This window comes from Mesorhizobium sp. M0478 (genome assembly GCF_040321305.1).
Taxonomy (GTDB): domain Bacteria; phylum Pseudomonadota; class Alphaproteobacteria; order Rhizobiales; family Rhizobiaceae; genus Mesorhizobium.
Genome location: NZ_JAMYRH010000005.1, coordinates 225348 through 248432, shown reverse-complemented (window position 1 = coordinate 248432; position 23085 = coordinate 225348). Strand labels below are relative to the sequence as shown.

Genomic DNA, 23085 nt, shown 5'->3' with positions numbered 1-23085 from the left:
CCTTGTCGTCCCGCTAAAACGATCATTGCGCCGGCTGATCGCCGCTGGCCGCCGGCTTTGGCGCCGAATCCGTCTGCGGGGTTTGATCGAGCACCGGGGCTTTGGTTGGCTGGATGTCGCCGTCGCAGGCGGCGAGCGCCAAGCTGGCGGCCAACAGAATCAGAAGCCTCTTCATGGCGACCTCCTAGGTCTGCCCTCTCCTTCGTAAGGCAACGAGGTGGTTCTTCGTAAGGCAACGAGGTGGTTCGGCTTTGGTTGCACGCTCGCAAACGACGCCGCGTCGGCTGGAACCAAACGGCGGCTCTGAGGTTGGTTGCCCAAAGGAGATCGCGCCATGATCCGTCTGCTCATTACCGGCCTTTTCGCTTACGCGACCTATCGCATCGCCAAGGAGATCATCAAGGACGTGCCTGACAATTTCGATCCGTTGCCGGTGCCTGGCGACGAACGCGCCGCCTTGCGGCGCCAGTCGGCGGCAACGGGTGTCGCGCCACGGCGGTAAGGGCGACTTCCGCCCGTTGCGAACAAAGCGGAAACGATGCTTGATAGGCGATGACCATCGCCATCAATGATTCGTCCTTGCAGCCCGCCTATCTGACGAAGCTCAACGCCGAGCAGCGGCTCGCCGTCGAACATGGCGACGGCCAGATCGCCGGGCCGCTGCTGGTGATCGCCGGCGCCGGCTCCGGCAAGACCAACACGCTCGCCCACCGGGTTGCGCATCTGATCGTCAAGGGGGCTGATCCCAGACGCATTCTGCTTATGACATTCTCGCGCCGCGCCGCCACCGAAATGGCCAGGCGGGTCGAACGCATCGCCGGCGAGGTGCTGGGCCGAGACGCGTCCGTCATCGCCGATGCGCTGGCCTGGGCCGGCACGTTTCACGGCATCGGCGCCAGGCTGCTGCGTGACTATGCGCTGACGATCGGCCTCGACCCCGCCTTTACCATCCATGACCGCGAGGATTCCGCCGACCTGATGAATCTTGCCCGGCATGAGCTTGGATTCTCGAAGACCGAAAGCCGGTTTCCGACCAAGGGCACCTGCCTGGCGATCTATTCGCGCGCCGTCAACGCGCAGGCGCCGCTTGGCGAGGTGCTGGGTTCGGCCTTTCCCTGGTGCTCGGGGTGGGCAGAACAGCTGAAAGAGCTGTTCGCCGGATATGTCGAGGCCAAGCAGGCGCAGAACGTGCTCGATTACGACGACCTCCTGCTCTACTGGGCGCAGATGGCCGCCGAGCCGGAGATCGCGGCGCATCTGGGCTCGCGCTTCGACCATGTGCTGGTCGACGAATACCAGGACACCAACCGGCTGCAGGCCTCGATCCTTTCGGCGCTGAAGCCGGACGGCGCCGGACTGACAGTGGTGGGCGACGACGCGCAGTCGATCTATTCGTTTCGCGCCGCCGAAGTGCGCAACATCCTCGATTTCCCGCAACAATTCGCGCGAGCCGCCGATGTCATCATGCTGGAGCGCAACTACCGCTCGACCGAGACCATTTTGGCGGCAGCCAATGCGGTCATCTCGGAGGCATCGGAGCGCTTCACCAAGAACCTCTGGTCGCAGCGCAAATCCTCGCAAAGGCCGAAACTGGTCAGCGTGCGCGACGAGGCGGAGCAGGCGAACTATGTCTGCCAGGCCATCCTGGCCGAGCGCGAGGCCGGCACGGTGCTGAAATCGCAGGCGGTGTTGTTTCGCGCCTCGCACCACAGCGGCCCGCTGGAGATCGAATTGACGCGCCGCAACATCCCCTTCGTCAAGTTCGGCGGGCTGAAATTCCTCGACGCCGCCCATGTAAAGGATGTGCTTTCGGTGCTGCGTTTTGCCGAGAACCCGCGCGACCGCGTCGCCGGCTTCCGCGTGCTGCAGCTGCTGCCCGGCATCGGCCCTTCGGCGGCGAGCACCATCGTCGAGACCATGGCGACATCGCTCGACGAGGAAATGGGGCTGGCCCGCTACCGGCCGCCGCAACGCGCGGCTGAGGACTGGCCAGCCTTCGTTGCGCTTTATTCCGGCCTGCGCGCGCGGTCGGGGAAATGGCCGGCCGATCTCGAACAGGTCAGGCTGTGGTACGAGCCGCATCTCGAGCGCATGCACGATGATGCGACGACGCGGCGGGCCGACCTCATGCAGCTCGAGCAGATCGGTTCCGGCTATGCTTCGCGCGAGCGCTTCCTGACCGAGCTTACGCTGGATCCACCGGATGCGACCAGCGACCAGGCCGGACCGCCGCACCGCGACGAGGACTATCTGATCCTGTCGACCATCCATTCGGCCAAGGGCCAGGAATGGAAGAACGTCTTCGTGCTCAACACCGTCGATGGCTGCATCCCGGCCGATCTCGGCGTCGGCACCAAGGAAGACATCGAGGAGGAGCGCCGGCTGCTTTACGTCGCGATGACGCGGGCCAAGGACGGCCTGCATCTGGTGACGCCGCAGCGCTTCTTCACTCACGGCCAGGCAGCGCGCGGCGACCGCCACGTCTATGCCTCGCGAACCCGTTTCATCCCGGCCTCGATCCTCGGCGCCTTCGAGCAGACCTCTTGGGCGAGCGTCCACGCCAAGGACGATCCGCGCCACAGACCTGAGGTCCGCGTCGACCTCGGCGCCCGCATGCGCGGCATGTGGAAATAGCCGCAACCGCGAATGCCGGCAGGGAGCGACCTCAAGAGCAAATCGTCCTGTCATGGCATCTCTCAGGGAACCTCGGGCCGTCAGCCGCGTTTTCTGGCGTCCAACCCGCGATCGGAGAGCGGCGACCGCCGCCTTTCCGCCCATCCAGAGAGGCCAGAATGCACGATGCGATGTTCTTCACCCCGGTTGCCGTTAGCGTTGGCGCCGGCCACAAACGCATGCTCGCCTCGCTGTTCGAGATGCATGATTTCCTGACCGAATTTCCGCCGTCACGCCGGCGCCTGAGCTATGGCGCGGCCGTGAGGGCTTGCGAGGCGGCGCGCGCCGGAGAAATCTCGACCGAGGCCGCACGCGATGCCCTGATCACCTTTGCAGTCACGGCAGGCATCCTCTGGCCCGCGGTCCAGCCGGCCGTCTCGGTCAAGCCGGTCGCACACGGTTATGGCGGCTATGCCGTCTGAGACGGCCGGGACCAGGCCTGCCCAGCAAAAAAGATCACTCGGACTTGCCGGCAGACGTCGGCGAGGCCTCTGCCAGCCTTGCCGGCGGGGCGGTCTGTTCGGTGTTGCCGACAAAGAGTTGATCGCCGACAAAGGGATAGGCAAGCTGCTGATGATAGAGCGAGGGAACCGGGTCATCGGTGTCGTATTCTGCGGCACCCTGTCGGGCATGAACAATGTGCCTCCCAGCATGTCGAGCAAAGGCAGCTGCCCGGCGAAATTCTTGTCCCAGGCTTCGCGCTCATTGGCATGATGCCAGTGATGAAATCGCGGTGACGCCAGCAGCCATTTCAACGGCCCGACCCTGATACGCGTGTCGAATGGATGAACAGCGACTGCCACTGATAGACCAATGTGAAGATCAGTATGGCGGGGGTCGAAAATCGAGCGCGAAGACCGGCAGGAACGACGCCGATTTGGTCAGGATCTGGTCGACAGGATGGACGCGGTGCGCTGCCAGCCAATCCCATCTCCTATGACCGGCACCGCCTTGAGGCACCCTGCCCTCGTTGGGCCGAAGATCAGCTCGCCAGAGATTAATGCTAAGAGATGAACGGATTGCTGACGGCGGCTGGCGGCTGCTTATCGCCAGAAAAATCGAGATTTCGGTTGTATAACGATATTCTCTACCGCTTTCGTGTAACATCGTGGTTATCGCGAAGTCGTTCTCAGAAGCGATAGTTTTACCTGCGCCACGGAAACAAATATGTTGGCCGCCGCTGCACCAAAACTTGGGCGCAATTTTCAATGCTTTACGAAAACTCGCACCCCACGTAGATCAATTCTTGATGTACATAACTCTCAGAGCATATTGTGCGATCAAGCTTTGAGGGCTAACGTGCCTTGGTGAACCGGGAGGACGATCAAGCGACCTGTGCGCTGAACACGTTATTTAGCAGAAACCAACAACTATATCAGCATAGGAATGGGTGGGGCGTTGCAGAATACACAGGGTATATTGACGTACCGACTAGGCAGCCTTTTGAATAGAGCCAATCTTGGCTCTCTGTTCACAGCAGCCGGTCGACCCGGTTTTCGACAGCTTTTTGCTTTTCGAAAACAGCCTGACCTCGACACGACCAATTCGCTGAGTTTTGCGGCACCGCCTCCCGAAGCGCCACCTTCCGAAGCACCGCCTCCCGAAGAATCGTCTGCGGAGCCACCGCATGCCGAAGCACCGCATGCCGAAACATTTGTCCATTTGATCGACAATCTGTGGTGCGATACGTATGGCGTGTTCGTAAAAGGCTGGGCCCATGCTTGGGACCTCCCGATCACGGCGATGCGGCTGAAGAGCGGGGATTTTCGGGTAGAGGTTTCGGACTTCCACGACCGATCAGACTTGGCGACCTTCTTCCCATCACTGCATTCAATGAAATGCGGCTTCTCGGCCTACTTGGCCTGCAGTCCCTTCCGGCCGGTGGTTTTGGAAATCGAGACGGTCGATGGCTCGGCGGAATTCGAAATCTCCGCACTTTCGGCCAATCATCCTGTCAATACTGTCCTTCCCGAGCCGATGTTCACGCAACGGCGCTTTGCCGATGAGATGAAGAGGACCGGCGGTGTCGTCGTGGAAATCGGTGCGCGTGTCGTGGGGCCGTCATCTTCGCTACAGGCAGGGCAGTTCCAGCCCGAGTGCAAGTTCATCGGTGTCGACATTCATGAAGCGCCAGGCGTCGACGTTGTGGCAGACGCACATTTCCTGGGTGAGCATTTCGAGCCCGGCTCAATAGACGGAATATTCTCTTATGCGGTGATGGAGCATCTTAGTTGTCCGTGGCTGCTGGCGGCGCAAATCAACAGGGTGCTGAAGGTCGGAGGCCTGACCCTGCACTCGGTGCCTCAAGCCTTTCCAGTCCATGAAATGCCCAACGATTTCTGGCGGATTTCGAGCGAAGGCTTGAAAGTCCTGTTCGCACCCGAGATGGGCTTCGAGATCCTCGAAGTCGGAATGACGACGCCGGTCAAAATGTATGTGCACCCGGCGTTCCGGGAAGGTCCCATGCTCGAATTTGCGCTCCACGATGGAATGGCGGCGTCCTATGTCCTGGCGCGCAAGACTTTCGATCTTCCGGATGGTGCGGTTTCCTGGCCGCTCCAGCGCAGCGATTCCATGGACCACAGCAAAGCCTATCCGAAGCACTGATCACAACGATGCCAGAGAGGGGATTCATAAGCTTCGACTGCCCACCGGCCCCGGCGGAATTCGTTTGCCCAGCGTGTGGTGGCGCCAATGCCAAGGCAAAAGTTCTGAGCGCCGGCACGATGTCGCTCTACCGATGCGATCAATGTGCGTCGCTGATTTATCACCCGTTCCCATCAATCGACTATACGGAACACACCAACCCGTTGGGTATCCGCAACTACGTTGAAATGAACGCCTCCATCGACACTGTCGCGCGGAACATTCTCAGGGTCGTTCCAGAAGGTCGAGTCGGCAGAGTCGTCGATATCGGTTGCGGTTTCGGCTTTGCCCTGGATGCCGTTCGCACCATCGCCGGCTGGGAGGCCAAGGGCTTCGAGCCTTCACAGTATGGTGGCGCGGGGCGGGATCAACTCGGCCTCGATATCGTCCGCGATTTTGCGCCGCTGAACGCCAATCCACAATATCTGTACGATGTGGTGCATTGCTCGGAGGTAATCGAGCACATTCACGATGTGACCGGCTTTCTGGCAATCCTTAAATCGTATTTGGCCGAGGACGGGGTGATTGTCCTGACCACGCCCAATCCCGAGCGGATCAATCCTGCCACTGAACAATCCACCCTTCTGGCTCTGCTGTCACCTGGAGCTCACACGATCCTCTTTAGCGCTGAAGCGCTGACACGGCTGTTCGATGAAGCGGGATTGCCATTCGTATCCGTCGACAAAAGCGCAGACAGCACCTTGTTCTATGCATCGCGCAAAACGATCGAATTCCAACCCACCGAAAGTTGGCAGAGTAAGATCCTTTGGTATCTGGAGAATGCGGTTTCGCGCGCCACTCCTGGTTCTTCGTTGGCAATCGGCTTGCGCTATCGCCTTTTTCGCGGGGCCATCGATCACGGCAAGTACGAACTGGCGGAAAAGAGCTTCGCTTCAATTCTTGCTGATGCGCGGCCCAGACTGGATGACATAAACACGTTGGCGGAGTTTGCCGACCGGTGGCCGCTTTGCATAGCGGCTTCGACCTACTATCGCGGAATGCTGCTGCTCATCCACAAGGGCGACTACCTGCACGCGGCCGAGCATCTCTGTGCGGCACATCTGCTGTGCCGGAAAAAGCTGTCAATCGATTCCTCGGTAGCGGGCGTCGAAGCCGATTTAATCTGGCGGGCGAAGTATCACGAAGCGCTTTCGTTAAAATATGCAGGCCAGAACCGTCGTGCTCTCTCTGTTCTTCGGGCATTCGAAGAGAATGATTTATGGGTGAAAGTACCGCCAAACCTCATTCCGGATGTCGAAAACCTTAGGATCGATCTTACAAGCTTACTTCCTAGATATGAAACCCTAAATGCTTGAGTTATTCGGTTTTTGGCCACCGTGAAGGTTTTTATTAGATGAAACGCTCGATCGTTGCCTGCATACCGCTCTACAATGGTCGAAATTTCATTGGAGCGTCGCTGAAAAGCGTGCTCGAGCAAACTCGTCCGCCAGATGAGGTAATCATTGTCGACGATGGTTCCACCGACGGTGGTGCTGAAGTCGCTCGCGAAGTTGCCCGGGGCGACAACCGGGTATGTGTCCTGACGAAAGAGAACGGCGGTCAATCGTCGGCCCGCAATATGGGCGTCCGCAACTCCAAAAGCGACCTGATCGCTTTTCTTGACCAAGACGACTGGTGGTACCCAAAGCATCTCGAGACTTTGGAAGCTGCGGCAGGGCCTGAGCCTCAGGTAGGTCCATTCGGATGGGTCTACAGTGACCTTGACGAATACGATCGGGATGGAAATCTAGTGGTTCGGCAGATGCTCAAGCGACTTGGTTCAGAACATCCGAAACGGACGATCTTCAACTGCCTGTCCCAGAACATGTATGTCCTCCCGTCTGCCTCCCTCATCTCTCGCGAAGCGTTCGAGGCGGTAGGTGGATTTGACGAGCGGCTTTCCGGCTACGAGGACGACGATCTTTTTCTGCGGCTGTTCAGGGCAGGCTACACCAACAGGTTTCTGAGAGAGGCCTTGTCCGCGTGGCGCATTCATGGTGACTCCGCGTCATACAGCGCAAGAATGGCTAGGTCGGCTCTAATCTACGCAGACAAACTTCTGGTGGCATTTCCTGACGATGTTCCCTTGCGACGCTACTACGCCAGAGACCTGATAACGCCGCGTTTCTTTCGCAGTGCGGCTGGCACCTACCGGATTGCAGGCCAGTGCGGAAGCGCTGAACTGCTGATGCCGGCACTTGCGCTTATCGACAGGATCACGCCGACAATGAGGATCAGGCGATGGCTGATCATGCGGGCGATACGGCCTTTCCTCGGCAGCCACTTGGTTGCGAAACTGGCATCTTTGGAATTTACACGTAGCTTTGTAAGCCGGGTTCTCGCAATTTAGCGGCGTCTGGCAATAGCCTGTCCGACTATGCAAGTTGGCTTCGGCGCATTCCCTACGCGACGGCCAGCAAGTAATTGCTCCCCACTCCCGGTCTCCAGTCTGGCTGCGTTGTCGCGCCGGGCATGGCAGCGCGGCTGTCGCGAGATATTGGTATTGGGGTCGATTTCAGATGCTGGGAGACGGATTTCTACACAGATACTTTCTCAATAATGGAGGAAAGCGGCTTCATAAGTGGTTCCATTATTTCGATATCTACGAGCGCCATTTCGAACGCTTCAGAAACAGAGCGCCAACGATTCTCGAGATAGGCGTGTCCGGAGGCGGCTCCCTTCAGATGTGGAAGGCTTACTTCGGCCACGGCGCTCGCGTAATTGGCATCGATATCGATCCGATCTGCAAAGCGCATGACGAAGTCGGCATAGAGATATTCACTGGCAGCCAAGACGATCCGGCGCTGATCAACCAGATCATCGACAGATATGATGCCTTCGACATCATCATCGATGACGGAAGTCATATCATGCGACACGTAATGAAGAGCTTTGAGCTGCTGTATGACAAGGTCGACCCTCATGGCGTTTACCTCGTCGAGGATCTTCATACTGCGTATTGGGATGAGTATGAGGGCGGCCTGAAGCGAGCCGGGACTTTCATGGAGTTCGTCAAGGACAAGCTTGATGAGATAAACGCGGCACACGCAAGAGGCGCGATCCCCGTCTCTACCTTCACCCGATCGACAGCCTGTATCGCCGTCTACGACAGCGTGGTCGTGTTCGAAAAACGGCCGCAAGGCACCCGCCAAACCTCCATAACGACAGGAATGGGATATGCTGAACAGGAATGAGTTGCTGTTTTCATTATTCGATCCGAGCGGCTTCGGCCTGGAAATCGGACCAAGCTACAATCCTCTTTTGCCAAAGCGCCGTGGCTACAATGTCGAAATCGTCGACCATGCCGACGCCGCCAGCCTGCGCGAGAAATATCGCGACGATGCATCAAAGATCGAAGAGGTCGACTATGTCTCGGACGGCCGCACTCTGCTCGAGACCATCGGCTATGAGCAACGATACGATTTCATCTTTGCCTCGCATGTGATCGAACATGTCACCGACATCGTTCGTTTCCTCCAAGACTGCGAAACACTGCTGAAACCCGGGGGACGGCTTGTGCTGGCGGTACCAGACAAGCGCTTTTGCTTCGATGCGCTACGGCCGCTGTCCACTGTCGGTCAGACGCTGCAGGCCCATGCGGAAAAGCGCAAACGCCACACGCCGGGAATTCTGTTTGACCAGGTTTCGTATGTTTGCACCAAGGCCAAACAGACCGTCTGGCTCGAGCCGACCTTTGACGATGTCGCCTTCCTGCAAAGCGACGAAGAGGCAAAAAGCATGTTCGAAGCCGTTCAGGTAGACACGGCCTATTACGATGCTCACGCGTGGCAGTTCACGCCGGCCTCGTTCCGATTTCTGATCAAGAAACTTCGTTCGCTCGGATACATCAAGTCGGGGGAACTTGCGTTTCACAAGAATGAACCGGGTCAGTTACACCTGCATGAGTTTTATATCAGTCTCTCGAAGAACGCCCCTGTCCTGCATGATTCCGATGTCGATCTGCTCAAGGAGGCGGAGCGGGAGCTGCGCGAAGTTGCCGTAAGCCGGGATGAGCTAAGCTTGCAGATCGCGGCCGCACACCAACAAATCCAGAGTCTCATTGCAACGAACCAGGCCCTGCTGAAATCGACATCCTGGAAGATAACCGCCCCGCTACGCTATGTCAGATCGGTGTTCCTGTAGCACCACGCACGCCATGCAGGCTCACCCTCAATGCAGCGTCGGATCACCGGCCAGCAGGCTGCGCGGCCCGGTCGTTTCGAAACTGACCTGGTCGCGGCCGTTGGACTTGGCCTTGTAGAGGTGCCGGTCGGCCGTCAGGAACATGTCGGCATAGGTGGTGGGTCCGCTGAAGGCGACGCCACCGATGCTCACCGAGAGCGGACAGGGCCGTCCATCCGGGGCAAACTCGACCTCGCGGATGCGCCGCCGGATCCCCTCGGCAACCAGCCAGGACTGCGACGGGTCGGCGCCAGGCAGGAAGATGGCGAACTCCTCGCCGCCGATGCGCCCGACGATGTCGGCGCCGCGCAGCTGGGCCTTGATCGTCTGCGCGATCAGCTTGAGCGCCTGATCGCCGCAATCGTGGCCCAATCGATCGTTGATGGTCTTGAAATGATCGGCGTCGACGATCAACAGGGCGCCGGCATCGACGACGGCCTGGCTGCGCGCCTGTTCGAGATAGGCCTCCACCAGCATTGAAAACGCGCCGCGGTTGAACACCGCGGTCAGGCTGTCGGTCGCCGCGACGATGCTCAGATTCTTCTGGGCGATCGCCAGCTGGCGCATCTTGTACATCAGGAAAGAGAAGAACGATCCACCCAGCACGAGCGGCAGCAACAGGTCGGTGAGCTGCGCCCAGCGCAACGCTTCGGGCGACAGCGACGGAAAATTGTAGGAATCGACAAGGAAGGCCGCCGCGATACAGATCGCCGTGCCGACAACCGTGACTGCTATGACCCTGCCCAAGCTCGTGGGCGAAAGATCGACCCGCATGCCATTTCTCCCACTGTGTTCGCCATTTTGCAGCGGGAACACAAATGAAACCCTAAAATCTTACCTGCAATTCGAATGTGGTTAACCAGAACAATTCCAGGAAAGTGTGAGCAGCTTTCCCGGGAGAAGCGCGTGGGCGCTTTCCCTGAGAATTACCAAGACAAAGGGATAGCGCGTTTCATCGTTTCCGTTAAACGATAAAACGCTCCGGCAATCGAAAGGCGCGATCGGTTGCCTTGTGAGTGGCGACAAAAAGCCCGCCACTTGCGCGGCGGGCTTTCCGACTGGCCGGAGGCTTCTCGTCAGCGCATGTCCCTCGGGAAGTCTGGGCCATGCGGTAGGAGAGTGCCGTAAAGCCTCACGGCTGGCTCGACACTCCCGGCGAAACCTGTCTCAGCGACGCGAGATCATAAGGCATAGCTGCCGCAGATCGCTGTCGTAGGTGCCCTCGCTGGCGAGCACATCGACGCAGCGCTTCTTCATACGTGTCAGCTGGCTGTTCGACATGCTGGCGACGACACCGGGTGTCCCAGGGGTGCCTGGTGTTCCAGGAGTTCCTGGAGTGCCGGGGGTACCGGGCGTACCGGGCGTGCCCGGCGTTCCGCCAATGCCGACGCCGACACCGACGTTGATGCCGCTGCCGACGTTGACGCCGACACCGGCATTGATACCTCCGCTGCCGCCGACCGTGGCCCCAACACCGGCCTTGATGCCACCGGCTCCGCCGACCGTCGCGCCAGCGCCGGCCTTGATGCCGCTGCTACCGCCGACTGAGGCGCCGAGGCCCGCAGTAACGCCGCTATTGCCGCCGACCGTTGCGCCAGCACCCGCCTTGATACCGCCGCTGCCGCCAACCGAGGCGCCGGCACCGGCCTTGACCCCGCCGCTGCCGCCGATCGAAGCGCCAACACCGGCATTGATGCCGCCAGCACCGCCGATAGATGCGCCGACACCGACGCCAATTCCGCCGCCTGCATTCGCGGGAGCGGCAAAAATAACGATAATTGCACCCGCCGCCAGTGTTCTAGCGATTTTCCGAGTGATATTAACCATGACACTCTCCTTGTTGCCGTTCTGCTTTGTGCATTGCAACATGCCAGCAAACCAAAGCAGACATATGCTTATGCACTCACAGCTACGCACGAGTCTTCCTTATAGTTTCTTTATTTTTTCCAAGAATAAGGATTGTAGTTCTCAAGGCGTGCACTGGTCTGCTAAAAAAAAATATGTTTTTGCTTCAACATTTAAACTCTGTTTAATTCTCTAAACAGAAATTCCACCGGAGTTGGAGCGGGTTGTGGCTGCGGCGGCCTGGAGCCGAAGGCCCACAAAAGGCGGGCCACCGACAGCCCAGCCACCTGGCCCCGTCACCGGGCAGCGTTGTGCCGAGAGGGTCCTCACAACCCGGCTGGAATTCAGAGCTGGCGTCGGGGATGGATGGTCGGCGCAAATGTACCGGTAACGCTCCCGTGCGTTTAAACGGGAAGCGCAGTCAGGAGATCAGGCGTAGGCGCGGCCTTCGTCGGTGCGTTGGAAAAAGGCTAGGTCGAGCTGCACCGAAGGCCGGCCGAGAATGGTCAGGATGGCGTGCGCCTGGCCGCGGTGATGGGTCTGGTGGTTGAAGACGTGTCCCAGCGCCGGCGCCAGCCGCTGCGAGACGGTGCGCATGTCGGAAACGGTCATGTAGGAGAAGCGGCCGGACAAAGCCTTTTCGGTCAAACCGCCGACCCAGTCGACGATCCGCCTGTCCTCGGCCTCACGCGCCAGCTTCAAGCCAGGCAACGCGCGGTGCAGGATGGCGTCGAGTTTTGCCGGCGCGTCGCCCTCGCCGGTGAAGCGTTTCATCCAGATGCGGTCGGTGGCCAGCAGATGGTTGAGCGTGCCCATCATCGAGCCGAAAAATGCGCCGACATCGCGGTTGAACTCTTCTTCGTCAAGTGCGGCGACGGCATCGTAGATGCGGCCATTGGCCCATTGATTGTAGGCCGCGAACATCATGAAATGCTGTTTCATCTTTTTCCCGCCGACGAGTTCCGCTTCAGCCGCAGGCGCCTAATTAGACCGCGAGGACGCAGCCGCCAATGACCATTCTGTTCTATGAACTCGCCGGACACGACGCGACCCGTCCGTTCAGCCCGCCTTGCTGGAAGGAGGCGGCGGCCGCAGCTTAGGGAATAGGCAGTAGGCAATAGGGTCTGAGGGCTGTACTGCCTACTGCCTACTGCCTACTGCCTACTGCCTACTGCCTACTGCCTACTGCCTACTGCCTACTGCCTCTTCCCCACACAAGTCTCCTGATCGCCATGCCACCACCCCCCGATTTCACCGATGATTTTCGCGCCGGGCTGGTCACGTTGCTGCGCTGGCGCCGGGATGTGCGGCGCTTCGAGCGGACGGCTTTGCCCGAGGGTACGCTGGAGCGGCTGCTGGAGCTTGCCAGCATCGCGCCGTCCGTCGGTCTCAGCCAGCCGTGGCGCTTCGTGGTGGTCGAGAGCGCCGAGCGGCGGGGCGCGGTGAGAGACTGTTTCGAGCGGTGCAATGCCGAAGCTCTTGAATGCTTTTCAGGCGAGCGCGCCGCTCTCTATGCCCGGCTGAAGCTCGCCGGTCTCAATGAAGCGCCCTGCCAGTTCGCGGTTTTCGCCGACCGCACGACGCAACAGGGCCATGGGCTCGGCCGCATGACGATGCCGGCAACCATCGACTATTCGGCCGTCATGGCGGTGCACACGCTGTGGCTGGCGGCGCGGGCGGAAGGCATCGGCATGGGCTGGGTGTCGATCCTCGACGCCGCCGAGATGGCCGCAATCCTGGACACCCCGCCTGAGTGGACGCTGATCGGCTATTTCTGCCTCGGCTATGCCAGCGAGGAGCATGATCTGCCGACACTGGAACGCGAAGGCTGGGAGCGGCGGCGGCAGCCGGTGGTGATCAGGCGGTAAAGCTGCCCATCACTTCGTCTCTTCCTTGGCGATGAGCTTGACGCAGATCGGGTCGCCCTTCGGCATCGGAGTGCACTGCCATCCAGGCCCGAAACCGAAATTCGTATCTGTGCGGCGACCCGAAAAGAGCAGCAGAACAAGGCCCACGGCAGCCAAGATGCCGATAATCCAAAGGCTCCCTTTTATGTCGCCCGGTCTGAGGTGGAGGTGGGGCCAGCGCGTCCCGTCAAACATGGTCCGATGTCTTTCCGTTCCGCTGATTTCCGTTCGAAACCGTGCGTGCCTGCGCAATCACCATTTTCCCGCAAGCCTTGCCTTTGACCAGAGCGTTGCGAACAGCCATGCTGGCGGTCGCGGCCGAATAACGCTGCCGGGGCGCGTCCCCTTGGCAATGGGCCGGGCGGCTTGTATAGAGCCCGCCACTCCACATTCCGATCTCAAGACTTTCCATCTCAAGACAAGGACGACCCCATGGCGCTCGAACGCACCTTTTCCATGATCAAGCCGGACGCGACCCGGCGCAATCTTACCGGCGCCATCACCAGGATGCTGGAAGAGGCCGGCCTGCGCGTCGTCGCCTCACGTCGCGTGTGGATGAGCCGCCGCGAGGCCGAAGGCTTTTACGCCGTCCACAAGGATCGTCCGTTCTTCGGCGAACTGGTGGAATTCATGTCGTCGGCGCCGACCATCGTGCAAGTTCTGGAAGGCGAAAACGCCATTGCCAGGAACCGCGAAGTTATGGGCGCGACCAACCCCGCCAACGCCGCCGAAGGCACCATCCGCAAGGTGCACGCGCTGTCGATCGGCGAGAATTCCGTGCACGGCTCCGACGCGCCGGAAACCGCCGCGCAGGAGATCAAGTACTGGTTCTCCGACACCGAGATCGTCGGCTGAGCCGACGCGAACCAATGTATGCAAGAGGCCGGCACTTCGCCGGCCTTTTTCTTTGGTCAGGTCCCGGCTTCGGCTTCATGCCGCTTTCAACGGATGAGCGGCGTGTCCCAGAGGTCGCCGAGCAGCGTTTTCAGCTCCGTGAAACGCTTCTCGCCCAGTTCCTCGGCCCATTCCCGTTCGACGTCGAGCAGGATGTCGGCCATCTTCTGGTATGCGGCGCGCCCGCGGTCGGTGAAGTGGACGACGGTCCCGCCGCTCTCATCGGGTGCCGCCGAGCGAGTAATATAACCCATCGCTTCCAGCGTCTTCAGCAGTTGATTCATGGCCTGCTTGCTCATCGCGGCGCGCTCGGCGAGCGCGCTCGGCCGAAGGCCATCCGGGCCGGGATATTGGATCACCGCCATATGCGGCGGGCTGAGGTCCTCGAAACCCGACGCCCTGAGATCCCTGATCAGCTTGCGGTGAATGGCCATGGCCGGAACGCGCAGCAGTGCACCGATCAGCGGTGGCTTCTTTGGCGGTGCTTCCGCGGATAATGGCATTGACACTCTGGTAAATTGAGTTTACTCATTTCGGTAAATTCAATTTACCACGTGGGAGGATGAAATGCTAGACAGAGCTAGCCAGATCAGCGTCAATCCGGCCGACGAGACAATCAGCCATGGCGGCCTTGCCGTGCGCTTCCTGCTTACCGGCGACCAGTCGAACGGCAGCATCGCCGCCTTCGAACTGACGGTCGCCGGCTCGCAGCGCCTGCCCGCCCCGGCGCACAGCCACGATCACTATGAAGAGACGATGTACGGGATCGAAGGCGTGCTGATGCTGACCGTCGACGGACACCGGCACGATATCGGGCCGGGCCAGGCGCTGTGCATTCCGCGCGGCGCGGTCCATCGCTTCGACAACGACATTGCCGCGACCGCCAAGGTGCTGTGCGTGGTGACACCGGCGGCGATCGGCCCGGAATATTTTCGCGAGGCCTTCGCCATCTTCAGCACTGGCGGCCCGCCAGACCGCACCAGGCTGATGGACCTGATGCGCCGGTTCGGCCTGACGCCGGCGCCGCCGCCGCCGCAGTCTTGATTCTTAGCTCGCTGCGTTGAAGCGCAAGATATCGTGGCCGTCCTTGTCGGCGATGATCAGCTTGCCGCCATCGACACGGTATGACGCCGCCTTGGCGAGCGCCTCGAACAGCGCCTTTTCCTCGGCCATGATCTCCGGCGCGCAGGCCTTGTAGGTCGAGCCGATGTCGCTGATGACGATGGTCTCGCCATCGACCTTGGCGGTGGCGAAATAGGCGTTGCACGGGCCGCTGCCGCCCGCCTTGCCGGCTTCGCTGACCCGGAACGTCGCCTGCGGCTCCGAAATCACGCCGATACCGTCGATATATTCGACTAGCCAGCTCTGGCCGAACAGCGAGGCCGAGGTCGGCTTGTCGCTCGGCGCCACCATTTTCAGCACAATGGCCTGCGGCGCCTCGCTGAGCGGATCGACCTGATAGCGCGAGTCCGTGACGAACAGCAGCTTGTCGTCGGCGGTGATGCGCGCCTGCAGCGCATAGGTCATGTTGGGCCGGATCACCGTTGGATCGAAGCTGATCTCGAACTTGATCGGCACCTGGCCGGCCGGCGCTACCTTGCGCTCGCCGACAATGGCGGCCGGCGCATCGGCCAGCGATACATCGGCAAGTTGAACCGACAGCACGGCGTTGGGCGGCAGCGCGATGCGCTCGCGATACATCACCTCGCCCTTCAGGGTTTTCTCGGCGGCGACGGAAGGCTCGGGAACGGCCAGAACGCCGATAACCAGCGGCACAAAACCGAAGACGAAGAATTCGGCGATCCTGTCCAGCATGCCCTTGCTCCCTTTTTGCCGATGCGATTTGGCCAAGGGAATGCGGTCAATACATGGCTGCGCCGAGATTTATTCGGGCCGCGCCTTCCAGCGCGCCGCAGCCTGGTCGTCGGCGTCCTTGGCCTCGACCCAGCCGCCATCGGTGCCGTCCACGCGGTGCTCCTTCTTCCAGAAGGGTGCACGCGATTTCAGGAAATCCATCAGGAAATTGGCCGCTTCGAACGCCGCCTGCCGGTGCGAGGACGCCGCCACCACCAGCACGATGTTTTCGCCCGATGCGATCTTGCCGTGGCGATGGATGACGGTCAGGCCTTGCAACGGCCAGCGCTGAAGCGCCTCGCCGGCGATCCGGCTGATTTCGGCCTCGGCCATGCCTGGATAGTGCTCGAGTTCCAGCGCCGACAGCTGGCCCTGCTCGTCGCGGCAAAGTCCTGAGAAGGACACCACGGCGCCGATGTCGGCGCGACCCCCGGTCAGTTTCGCGATCTCGGCGGCAACGTCGAAATCGTCGCGCTGGATGCGCACCGTCGGCGCGCCGGACATGGTGTCAGCCCCCGGTCATCGGCGGAAACAGCGCGATCTCGCGCGCGCCGGCTATCTTCTCGCGATGCTCGACATGTTCCTGGTTGATGGCGACGCGGATCACATCAGGATATTGCAGCGCGTGCTCATATTCCTCGCCACGCGATTTCAGCCAGCGCAGGAGGTCGGCCACCGTCTCGATACCGGCGGGCAGTTCGACATCCTCTTCCGGCTTGCCGATCCGTTCGCGCACCCAGGCGAAATAAATGAGCCGGGTGATCATCTCACTCGTCCATGATGTGCTTGAGGCCGGCGCGGAAATAGTCGTAGCCGGTGTAGAGCGTGACGAGGGCTGCGATCCACAGCAGCACCAGTCCGGTCTGCGTGGTCAGCGGGAAGATCTTGTCGCCGGCAGGCCCAGCCAGCAGGAAGGCGATGGCGACCATCTGGATGGCGGTCTTCCATTTGGCGAGCTGCGTCACCGGCACCGAGACTTTCAATGCCGCCAAATATTCGCGCAGCCCCGAAACCAGGATTTCGCGGCACAGGATGATGATTGCCGCCCACAACGACCAGCCTGCGATGCCGGCATGGCGGTCGGTGTCGGCGGCGAGCAGCAGCAGGCAGGTGGCGACCAGCAGTTTATCGGCGATCGGATCCAGCATCTTGCCGATGTTGGACGTCTGCTGCCAGGCGCGCGCCAGATAGCCGTCGAGATAGTCGGTGATCGAAGCCAGCAGGAAGATGATCAACGCCGACCAGCGGGCGAAGTCGCTCGATTTCAGATGCCCCTCGAGAAAAAAGCACAGCACCACCAGCGGCACCGCGACGATGCGGGCATAGGTAAGCATATTAGGCAGGTTGAACGCGCGCTTGGCCATATCTCAGGGACTCTTTCTGCCTGCGTACTCAAATCAGAACCGGATGTAGGGGGTCAACAGGCGAGATTCGATTGGCCAGACGAAAATAGCGCGCGATTGCCGGGATTCGAGTGGCCTGCGAGAAAAGAACGGCTGCTGCCATTTGATCGGGACAGCGGCGTCACCGGCGCTCAGCTCTCATGGAAATGATTGTAGACGAGCTTGGCGACCTGCTCTGAAATACCGTCGACCTTGACCAGATCCTCGACTGCCGCGCGGCTGACCGCCTTCGCAGTGCCGAAGGCCAGCAGCAGCGCGCGCTTGCGGCCGGGACCGATGCCGGCGATCTCGTCGAGCGGGCTCTTGACCAATTCCTTCTTGCGCCGCGCGCGGTGCGAACCGATGGCGAAGCGATGCACCTCGTCGCGCAGCCGCTGGACGAAATAGAGCACGGGATCGCGGACGGGCAGCGAAAACGAGTCCCTGCCTCTGACGAAGAAACGCTCGCGGCCGGCATCGCGGTCCTGGCCCTTGGCGATGCCGATGGCCGCCACGCGATCCTCGATGCCGAGGTCGGCGAGGATCTTGCGCACCGCGCTCATCTGGCCCTGGCCGCCATCGATCAGGATGACGTCGGGCCAGGCCGGGAAGCTGCCGGAGATGTCTTCTTCGATGTCGTCGCCTGCTCCACCGGCTGCCGCGTCGTCGGGAACGACATCGCCATGTTCCTTCAGCAGCCGCGAAAAGCGCCGTTCCATCACCTCGCGCATCATGCCGAAATCGTCACCGGGCGTGATCTCGGTCGAGCGGATGTTGAATTTGCGGTACTGGTTCTTCACAAACCCTTCCGGCCCGGCGACGACCATGGCGCCAACGGCGTTGGTGCCCATAATATGCGAATTGTCATAGACCTCGATGCGCACCGGCGGCTTCGGCAGGCCGAAGGTCTCGGCAAAGCCGGCGAGTAGCCGGCCTTGCGTGGAGGTTTCGGCCAGCCGGCGGCCGAGCGCCTCGCGGGCATTCTGCAGCGCGTTGTCGGTCAAATCCTTCTTCTCGCCGCGCTGCGGCACCGAGATCGACACTTTACGGCCGGCGCGGGTGGACAGCGCTTCGGCCAGCAGTTCCTGATCCTGGACGCCTCGCGACAGCAGAATGTTCCGTGGCGTCGGCTTGTCGTCATAGAACTGCGCCAGGAACGAGCCCAGCACTTCCGCCCCCTCCAGTGCCGGATCGGCCTTGGGGAAATAGGCGCGGTTGCCCCAGTTCTGGCCGGTGCGGAAGAAAAACACCTGGATACAGACCTGGCCGCCCTCCTGATGGATGGCAAAGACATCGGCCTCGTCGACCGTGGCCGGGTTGATGCCCTGATGGCTCTGCACATGGGACAGTGCAGCCAACCGGTCGCGATAAACGGCGGCGCGCTCGAAATCGAGCTCCTGCGAGGCCTGCTGCATGGCGGCAGAGATTTCGGTCTTCACCTTCTGGCTGCGGCCGGACAGAAAATCCTTCGCCTCGCTGACCAGCTCGGCATAGTCGCCATGCGAGATTTCGCCGGTGCAGGGACCGGCACAGCGCTTGATCTGGTAGAGCAGGCACGGCCGGGTGCGGTTTTCGTAAAAGGAGTTGGTGCAGCTCCTGAGCAGGAACGCGCGCTGCAGCGAATTGATGGTGCGCCCGACCGCGCCGGCCGACGCAAAAGGTCCGAAATAGTCGCCCTTGCGCGAGCGCGCACCGCGATGCTTGTAGATGCCGGGCGAGACGTGATCGCCGGTCAACAGGATGTAAGGGAACGACTTGTCGTCCCGCATCAGCACATTGAAACGCGGCCGCAAGCGCTTGATGAGATTGGCCTCGAGCAGCAGCGCTTCGATTTCGGTGCGGGTGACGACGAACTCCATCGTCGATGTCTCGCGCACCATGCGGCCGATGCGGGCGGTGTGGAACCGGCCTTGCGCGTAGTTGGTCACCCGCTTCTTCAGGCTGCGCGCCTTGCCGACATAAAGCACGTCGCCGGCAGCGTTCATCATGCGGTAGACGCCGGGCGCATTGGGCAGCCGCTTGACCAATGTCTGGATGACCTCGGCGCCGACCATGCCGTCGGCGTCGCCGGCATGCGGCGCCCAGTCTATCGCTGTGAAGGCGACATCGGGCCCGGTGGCCTCGGGCTCGACGATCTCCTCGACCGCTTCATCCTCAAGCTCGATGTCAGGCGGCATATCGTCGGCGGCGCCGGCGCGCGTCTTGTGTTTCTGGTCTGCGGGACTCATTCCACCATGCCTGTCACATCCGGCGTCTGCCATGCAAGATGCTGGCCGCCGTCGAGCGCGATCATCTGGCCGGTCACCGAGCGCGCCTCCCAGAGATAGCGGATGGTGGCGCCGAATTCGGCCAATTGCGGGCCGCGCTTCAGAATCAGGCCATCGACCTGCTTTTGGAAATCATCATCGTCCTGGCGCGCATTCTTCAGCGCCGGACCGGGACCGATGGCGTTGACGCGGATGCGCGGACCGAGCGCCTGTGCCAGCATTTCGGTCTGCGTCCACAGGGCCGACTTCGACAGCGCATAGGAGAAATAGCGCGGCGTCGGCCGCCAGACGCGCTGGTCGATGATGTTGACGATCAGCCCCTCCTGCCCTTGCGGCAAGGCGCGGGCGAAGTTTTGCGCCAACAGCGCCGGCGTCTTCACATGGATGGCGAAGTGAAGGTCCCATGCCGCCCAGTCGAAGTCCTCGACGCTATCGTCGACGAACAGCGACGCATTGTTGACAAGAAGCGTGACCGGGCCGAGCGCTGCCGCGGCGCGGCCGACGAGATCGCCAACCGCATCCATGTCGGTCAGATCGGCGGCTACCGCGCCGGCGCGGCCGCCTCCGTCCCTGATGTTCGCAGCCAGCGCGTCGGCCTCGGCGGTCGAGCGGTTGGCGTGGATGGCGACGGCAAAACCGTGCGCGGCCAGATCCTCGACGATCGCCTTGCCGATCCGCTTCCCCCCGCCCGTCACCAGCGCCGTTCCGGCGGCTTCGATCATCTGTCAATCCTCAATCTGCGCCTCAATTCGGCTGGCGGCACATTGTGACGCGTCCAGGGGTTAAATGCCGTTTCCACCTGGGGCAGGAATGTGGCGAAACGGCTTTTTCGCCGCCGGCACCGCCCCGGATTCGGGTCGGCAGGACCGCAATATAGGACGCTGAACCCGTTGCACCAAGCCGAGTGCAGTGCAGCATCGCCTGCGTACTGACATTTCGCTGTTGCGAAGATGCAACGTCAAGCTTCGGCCTCATTCGTGCCGGGGAATGACCCATTTTCAGGTTCGCTGCCGCCGCATTTTGACACGACATTCGGAACCGTTGAGTGCCAGATCCGTTTCACCCCCCGGACGGGTTGATGGCGCTCAGGACAAACAAGCCTACGTGTCTTGTGGCTTAAGGAGTAAACAACAATGCAAACCAATCTCAAATTCGCGCCGCTCGCGGTTGCGCTCGGGCTCTTCGCCCTCAGCGGTACCGCTTTTGCTGCCGATGTCGTCTCGGAAGAGCCCCCGGCGCCGGCCCCGATCGCCGAGCTCCCCGTCGCTTCCTGGGCCGGCCCGTATGCCGGTCTCAGCGCCGGCTACGGCTTCAGCGGTCATGCCAAAGTCCAGGACGGCGGCCCCGACATCAAGACCAAGGGCTTTGTCGGCGGCGTTTTCGGCGGCTACCAGTGGCAGCAGGAAAACTTCGTGTACGGTGCTGAAGCCGATCTCGGCTACAATGGCGTCAAGGGTGACAGCGGCGGCGTCAATTCCAAGGGCGGCTTCGAAGGCTCTCTGCGCGCCCGTCTGGGTTACGCCGTGACCCCGGAAATCCTGCTCTACGGCACCGGCGGCGGCGCCCTGAAGAACCAGAAGGTCTCGGTCCCCGGCGACAGCGACAGCAACACCATGCTCGGCTGGACGGCCGGCGTCGGCACCGACATCAAGATCACCGACAATGTGTTCGGCCGTGTCGAGTACCGCTACACCGACTTCGGTTCCAAGAGCTTCGACAGTGTCGGCACCAAGGTCAAAGAGAGCGACAACCGCGTCACCTTCGGCGTCGGTATGAAGTTCTAACTGTCGTTCAAGCCACGACACAAGAAAGCCGGGCCTCGCGCCCGGCTTTTTTTGTTTCGCCCGTCAGGCCGGCACAGCCACCTTCAGCCCCGGAAACTTCTCATCGAAACGCGCTGCCCAGCGGGTCAGGCGGCCGCGGCCCTTTTCCCATTTGCCGGCGAAGCGCAGAGAGAGGTAGCCGAGGCAGGCACGCAACGCCAGCTGGCCAAGCGTGATCTTCTTCGGCAGCTTCGGCGGATTGGCGTTGAGGAAATCGAGTGCGGCGGTGATCTTGGTCCACTGGCGATCGAGCCAGGGTTGATAGACCATCTCCTCCGGACGCGTGCGCCGCTCATAGACCATCGACAGCGCGCAGTCGCATATGCCGTCGGCCAGCGCCTCCAGCACTTCGGCCTCGAGGCGCTTGTCGGCATTGCGCGGCAACAACAGGCTCTTGGAAGCGCGGTTGAGATGCTGGGTGATGGCGCGGCTGTCGTGGATCGAGCGGCCGTCGTCGAGCACCAGCACCGGAATCTTGCCGAGAGGATTGGCTGACATCAGTTCAGCAGGCTTGTCCTCGGTCTTGACCGGCACCAGCTCGACGGCAATGCCGGCATGGAGTGCTGCCATGCGCACCTTGGAACTGTAGGGGGATGAGGACGCGTAGAGCAGCTTCGGCATGATCGGTTCCCTGTTTTCGGACGGCCAGTGCATGTCGCTCAACAATGCGGCTCCGGTCTTGAGAACGACGCGCGTAAAACAAAGGTCTAGAGCGCGTCGCCTGAACCCCATCGGATGCGACCGCCTTAGTGTTGGCCGATCTTCCCTGAGGGAGCAACTGCCAGAAGGGCAAAACCAGGCGGCCAATCCGCCGACAATGAAATCGCCAATGCATGTCTCACAGAAGTGGCGTCAATTTCGAGAGAACGACATGCATCAAAACAAGACCTAAATCACAACAAAAAAGCTCCCGGGAATCTGCCAGTCGGCAAAGTTCCCGGGAGCTTTGAGATGGTCCGCTGTTACTTCTTCTTGGCGGCTGGCTTTTTGGCCGGTGCAGCCTTCTTCACAGCTGCCGTCGACTTGGCGGCGGCGGCCTTCATCGGAGCCTTGGCGGCGGGTTTTGCCGCTGTCTTGGCTGCCGGCTTCTTGGCGGCGGGCTTGGCTGCTGCCTTCGCAGCAGGCTTCGCCACAGCCTTGGCGGCCGGCTTCTTGGCGGCGGGTTTCGCTGCTGCCTTGGCGGCGGGTTTTGCAACTGCCTTAGCTGCCGGCTTTGCCGCTGCCTTGGCGGCCGGCTTTGCCGCTGCCTTCGGTGCTGCCTTCTTTACTGCTGCAGGTTTCGCGGCAGCTTTCGGTGCCGCTTTCTTTGCCGGCGCTTTCGCCGCCGGCGCCTTCGTCGTGGTCTTTGCCATGCGATGCCCCTTGCGTTTGTGCCGATGGCCGTGAGTGACCCGGCGAGCTAATGCATATCTGACTCGTGCGTATCTAGCCAGCGAAGCATTACATAGAATTTTGCAGATTAAGTTTCGGTTACGCTGAGAGCATGATCGCAATGATCGGCACAGAAATCGGCAAAGAATCTTCCCGCTTCGCAGCGAACTATTGCGAGAGAAATCTCTGATATCGCGACTCACACGATCTTCTCGTCAAGCTCACATTCTCTTGCAACGCC

Annotated in this window: 25 protein-coding genes; 12 read left to right on the top strand and 13 right to left on the bottom strand. The window is 61.0% G+C overall.

The features are described from left to right. Window positions 1–22: 22 nt before the first annotated feature. Complete coding sequence (locus NKI64_RS14835; RefSeq protein WP_023693936.1) at window positions 23–175, bottom strand: hypothetical protein; 153 nt, start codon at window positions 173–175, stop codon at window positions 23–25. Window positions 176–334: 159 nt separating this feature from the next. Between NKI64_RS14835 and NKI64_RS14830 the strand changes: the two genes are divergently transcribed. The 8 genes from NKI64_RS14830 to NKI64_RS14795 all read left to right on the top strand — a co-directional run bounded on the left by NKI64_RS14830 (window position 335) and on the right by NKI64_RS14795 (window position 9462). After that, window positions 335–502, top strand: a complete 168-nt coding sequence (locus NKI64_RS14830) for a hypothetical protein (protein ID WP_023684745.1) — start codon at window positions 335–337, stop codon at window positions 500–502. 50 nt (window positions 503–552) lie between these two features. Next, window positions 553–2634, top strand: a complete 2082-nt coding sequence (locus NKI64_RS14825) for an ATP-dependent helicase (protein ID WP_352668507.1) — start codon at window positions 553–555, stop codon at window positions 2632–2634. Window positions 2635–2792: 158 nt separating this feature from the next. Then, on the top strand, window positions 2793–3095 hold the full coding sequence (locus tag NKI64_RS14820) for a DUF982 domain-containing protein (protein ID WP_023670262.1): 303 nt from the start codon (window positions 2793–2795) through the stop codon (window positions 3093–3095). A 1021-nt stretch (window positions 3096–4116) separates the two neighbouring features. Next, entirely contained in the window at window positions 4117–5280 is a 1164-nt protein-coding gene (locus NKI64_RS14815; protein WP_352668505.1) for a methyltransferase domain-containing protein, read from the top strand. Window positions 5281–5288: 8 nt separating this feature from the next. Beyond that, entirely contained in the window at window positions 5289–6635 is a 1347-nt protein-coding gene (locus NKI64_RS14810) for a class I SAM-dependent methyltransferase (RefSeq protein ID WP_352668502.1), read from the top strand. A 38-nt stretch (window positions 6636–6673) separates the two neighbouring features. Then, window positions 6674–7669, top strand: coding sequence for a glycosyltransferase family 2 protein (locus tag NKI64_RS14805; protein ID WP_023738638.1), 996 nt, complete (start codon window positions 6674–6676; stop codon window positions 7667–7669). Between the two features lie 169 nt (window positions 7670–7838). After that, entirely contained in the window at window positions 7839–8513 is a 675-nt protein-coding gene (locus NKI64_RS14800) for a class I SAM-dependent methyltransferase (RefSeq protein WP_023738637.1), read from the top strand. Further along, on the top strand, window positions 8497–9462 hold the full coding sequence (locus NKI64_RS14795) for a class I SAM-dependent methyltransferase (RefSeq protein ID WP_023738636.1): 966 nt from the start codon (window positions 8497–8499) through the stop codon (window positions 9460–9462). Before NKI64_RS14800 ends, NKI64_RS14795 begins: the two co-directional genes overlap by 17 nt. A gap of 27 nt (window positions 9463–9489) precedes the next feature. On the opposite strand, the gene NKI64_RS14790 is transcribed toward NKI64_RS14795, so the two are convergent. The 3 genes from NKI64_RS14790 to NKI64_RS14780 form a co-directional block, all read right to left on the bottom strand. Beyond that, window positions 9490–10275, bottom strand: a complete 786-nt coding sequence (locus NKI64_RS14790; protein ID WP_023684736.1) for a GGDEF domain-containing protein — start codon at window positions 10273–10275, stop codon at window positions 9490–9492. 393 nt (window positions 10276–10668) lie between these two features. Continuing rightward, window positions 10669–11328 (bottom strand): hypothetical protein, encoded by a 660-nt coding sequence (locus NKI64_RS14785; RefSeq protein ID WP_352668499.1) that lies wholly within the window; start codon window positions 11326–11328, stop codon window positions 10669–10671. Between the two features lie 447 nt (window positions 11329–11775). Further along, window positions 11776–12288, bottom strand: a complete 513-nt coding sequence (locus tag NKI64_RS14780) for a DinB family protein (RefSeq protein WP_352543815.1) — start codon at window positions 12286–12288, stop codon at window positions 11776–11778. A 290-nt stretch (window positions 12289–12578) separates the two neighbouring features. On the opposite strand from NKI64_RS14780, the gene bluB reads away from it, so the two are divergent. Both bluB and ndk read left to right on the top strand, forming a co-directional pair. Continuing rightward, on the top strand, window positions 12579–13214 hold the full coding sequence (gene bluB, locus NKI64_RS14775; RefSeq protein ID WP_352462883.1) for a 5,6-dimethylbenzimidazole synthase: 636 nt from the start codon (window positions 12579–12581) through the stop codon (window positions 13212–13214). A 471-nt stretch (window positions 13215–13685) separates the two neighbouring features. Continuing rightward, window positions 13686–14108, top strand: coding sequence for a nucleoside-diphosphate kinase (ndk, locus tag NKI64_RS14770; RefSeq protein WP_023673443.1), 423 nt, complete (start codon window positions 13686–13688; stop codon window positions 14106–14108). A gap of 86 nt (window positions 14109–14194) precedes the next feature. On the opposite strand, the gene NKI64_RS14765 is transcribed toward ndk, so the two are convergent. Beyond that, window positions 14195–14650: a MarR family winged helix-turn-helix transcriptional regulator gene (locus NKI64_RS14765; protein ID WP_023673444.1), complete on the bottom strand. Its 456-nt coding sequence runs from the start codon at window positions 14648–14650 to the stop codon at window positions 14195–14197. Between the two features lie 64 nt (window positions 14651–14714). Between NKI64_RS14765 and NKI64_RS14760 the strand changes: the two genes are divergently transcribed. Then, window positions 14715–15191, top strand: coding sequence for a cupin domain-containing protein (locus tag NKI64_RS14760; RefSeq protein ID WP_023673445.1), 477 nt, complete (start codon window positions 14715–14717; stop codon window positions 15189–15191). A gap of 3 nt (window positions 15192–15194) precedes the next feature. Here the strand turns inward: NKI64_RS14760 and NKI64_RS14755 are convergent, their stop codons facing one another. The 6 genes from NKI64_RS14755 to NKI64_RS14730 all read right to left on the bottom strand — a co-directional run bounded on the left by NKI64_RS14755 (window position 15195) and on the right by NKI64_RS14730 (window position 20372). Then, on the bottom strand, window positions 15195–15962 hold the full coding sequence (locus tag NKI64_RS14755; RefSeq protein WP_023814922.1) for a YbaY family lipoprotein: 768 nt from the start codon (window positions 15960–15962) through the stop codon (window positions 15195–15197). Window positions 15963–16031: 69 nt separating this feature from the next. Then, window positions 16032–16505, bottom strand: a complete 474-nt coding sequence (locus NKI64_RS14750; RefSeq protein ID WP_023684727.1) for a molybdenum cofactor biosynthesis protein MoaE — start codon at window positions 16503–16505, stop codon at window positions 16032–16034. Window positions 16506–16509: 4 nt separating this feature from the next. Beyond that, window positions 16510–16767: a molybdopterin converting factor subunit 1 gene (gene moaD / locus NKI64_RS14745; RefSeq protein ID WP_023673448.1), complete on the bottom strand. Its 258-nt coding sequence runs from the start codon at window positions 16765–16767 to the stop codon at window positions 16510–16512. Between the two features lies 1 nt (window position 16768). Further along, window positions 16769–17365: a CDP-diacylglycerol--glycerol-3-phosphate 3-phosphatidyltransferase gene (gene pgsA / locus NKI64_RS14740; protein ID WP_023673449.1), complete on the bottom strand. Its 597-nt coding sequence runs from the start codon at window positions 17363–17365 to the stop codon at window positions 16769–16771. 170 nt (window positions 17366–17535) lie between these two features. Continuing rightward, window positions 17536–19611: an excinuclease ABC subunit UvrC gene (gene uvrC, locus NKI64_RS14735; protein ID WP_352668493.1), complete on the bottom strand. Its 2076-nt coding sequence runs from the start codon at window positions 19609–19611 to the stop codon at window positions 17536–17538. Continuing rightward, window positions 19608–20372, bottom strand: coding sequence for an SDR family oxidoreductase (locus NKI64_RS14730; protein WP_023742332.1), 765 nt, complete (start codon window positions 20370–20372; stop codon window positions 19608–19610). The genes uvrC and NKI64_RS14730 overlap by 4 nt, the downstream gene beginning before the upstream one ends. A gap of 411 nt (window positions 20373–20783) precedes the next feature. Here NKI64_RS14730 and NKI64_RS14725 point away from each other — a divergent pair, with 411 nt between their 5' ends. After that, window positions 20784–21434 (top strand): outer membrane protein, encoded by a 651-nt coding sequence (locus NKI64_RS14725; protein ID WP_023673452.1) that lies wholly within the window; start codon window positions 20784–20786, stop codon window positions 21432–21434. 63 nt (window positions 21435–21497) lie between these two features. On the opposite strand, the gene NKI64_RS14720 is transcribed toward NKI64_RS14725, so the two are convergent. Both NKI64_RS14720 and NKI64_RS14715 read right to left on the bottom strand, forming a co-directional pair. Further along, complete coding sequence (locus tag NKI64_RS14720) at window positions 21498–22094, bottom strand: glutathione S-transferase family protein (protein ID WP_023689091.1); 597 nt, start codon at window positions 22092–22094, stop codon at window positions 21498–21500. 341 nt (window positions 22095–22435) lie between these two features. Further along, window positions 22436–22825, bottom strand: a complete 390-nt coding sequence (locus NKI64_RS14715) for a hypothetical protein (protein WP_023742331.1) — start codon at window positions 22823–22825, stop codon at window positions 22436–22438. Window positions 22826–23085 lie beyond the last annotated feature (260 nt).

Bases quoted from the DNA above. Each gene is read 5' to 3' on its own strand.
- NKI64_RS14790 (WP_023684736.1), bottom strand. From the start codon at position 10,275: ATGCGGGTCGATCTTTCGCCCACGAGCTTGGGCAGGGTCATAGCAGTC.
- NKI64_RS14720 (WP_023689091.1), bottom strand. From the start codon at position 22,094: ATGCCGAAGCTGCTCTACGCGTCCTCATCCCCCTACAGTTCCAAGGTG.
- NKI64_RS14785 (WP_352668499.1), bottom strand. From the start codon at position 11,328: ATGGTTAATATCACTCGGAAAATCGCTAGAACACTGGCGGCGGGTGCA.
- NKI64_RS14760 (WP_023673445.1), top strand. From the start codon at position 14,715: ATGCTAGACAGAGCTAGCCAGATCAGCGTCAATCCGGCCGACGAGACA.
- NKI64_RS14725 (WP_023673452.1), top strand. From the start codon at position 20,784: ATGCAAACCAATCTCAAATTCGCGCCGCTCGCGGTTGCGCTCGGGCTC.
- NKI64_RS14755 (WP_023814922.1), bottom strand. From the start codon at position 15,962: ATGCTGGACAGGATCGCCGAATTCTTCGTCTTCGGTTTTGTGCCGCTG.
- bluB (WP_352462883.1), top strand. From the start codon at position 12,579: ATGCCACCACCCCCCGATTTCACCGATGATTTTCGCGCCGGGCTGGTC.
- uvrC (WP_352668493.1), bottom strand. From the start codon at position 19,611: ATGAGTCCCGCAGACCAGAAACACAAGACGCGCGCCGGCGCCGCCGAC.
- NKI64_RS14825 (WP_352668507.1), top strand. From the start codon at position 553: ATGACCATCGCCATCAATGATTCGTCCTTGCAGCCCGCCTATCTGACG.
- NKI64_RS14810 (WP_352668502.1), top strand. From the start codon at position 5,289: ATGCCAGAGAGGGGATTCATAAGCTTCGACTGCCCACCGGCCCCGGCG.
- NKI64_RS14800 (WP_023738637.1), top strand. From the start codon at position 7,839: ATGCTGGGAGACGGATTTCTACACAGATACTTTCTCAATAATGGAGGA.
- NKI64_RS14835 (WP_023693936.1), bottom strand. From the start codon at position 175: ATGAAGAGGCTTCTGATTCTGTTGGCCGCCAGCTTGGCGCTCGCCGCC.
- NKI64_RS14805 (WP_023738638.1), top strand. From the start codon at position 6,674: ATGAAACGCTCGATCGTTGCCTGCATACCGCTCTACAATGGTCGAAAT.
- ndk (WP_023673443.1), top strand. From the start codon at position 13,686: ATGGCGCTCGAACGCACCTTTTCCATGATCAAGCCGGACGCGACCCGG.
- NKI64_RS14765 (WP_023673444.1), bottom strand. From the start codon at position 14,650: ATGCCATTATCCGCGGAAGCACCGCCAAAGAAGCCACCGCTGATCGGT.
- pgsA (WP_023673449.1), bottom strand. From the start codon at position 17,365: ATGGCCAAGCGCGCGTTCAACCTGCCTAATATGCTTACCTATGCCCGC.
- NKI64_RS14820 (WP_023670262.1), top strand. From the start codon at position 2,793: ATGCACGATGCGATGTTCTTCACCCCGGTTGCCGTTAGCGTTGGCGCC.
- NKI64_RS14780 (WP_352543815.1), bottom strand. From the start codon at position 12,288: ATGAAACAGCATTTCATGATGTTCGCGGCCTACAATCAATGGGCCAAT.
- NKI64_RS14795 (WP_023738636.1), top strand. From the start codon at position 8,497: ATGCTGAACAGGAATGAGTTGCTGTTTTCATTATTCGATCCGAGCGGC.
- NKI64_RS14830 (WP_023684745.1), top strand. From the start codon at position 335: ATGATCCGTCTGCTCATTACCGGCCTTTTCGCTTACGCGACCTATCGC.
- NKI64_RS14715 (WP_023742331.1), bottom strand. From the start codon at position 22,825: ATGGCAAAGACCACGACGAAGGCGCCGGCGGCGAAAGCGCCGGCAAAG.
- NKI64_RS14730 (WP_023742332.1), bottom strand. From the start codon at position 20,372: ATGATCGAAGCCGCCGGAACGGCGCTGGTGACGGGCGGGGGGAAGCGG.
- moaD (WP_023673448.1), bottom strand. From the start codon at position 16,767: ATGATCACCCGGCTCATTTATTTCGCCTGGGTGCGCGAACGGATCGGC.
- NKI64_RS14750 (WP_023684727.1), bottom strand. From the start codon at position 16,505: ATGTCCGGCGCGCCGACGGTGCGCATCCAGCGCGACGATTTCGACGTT.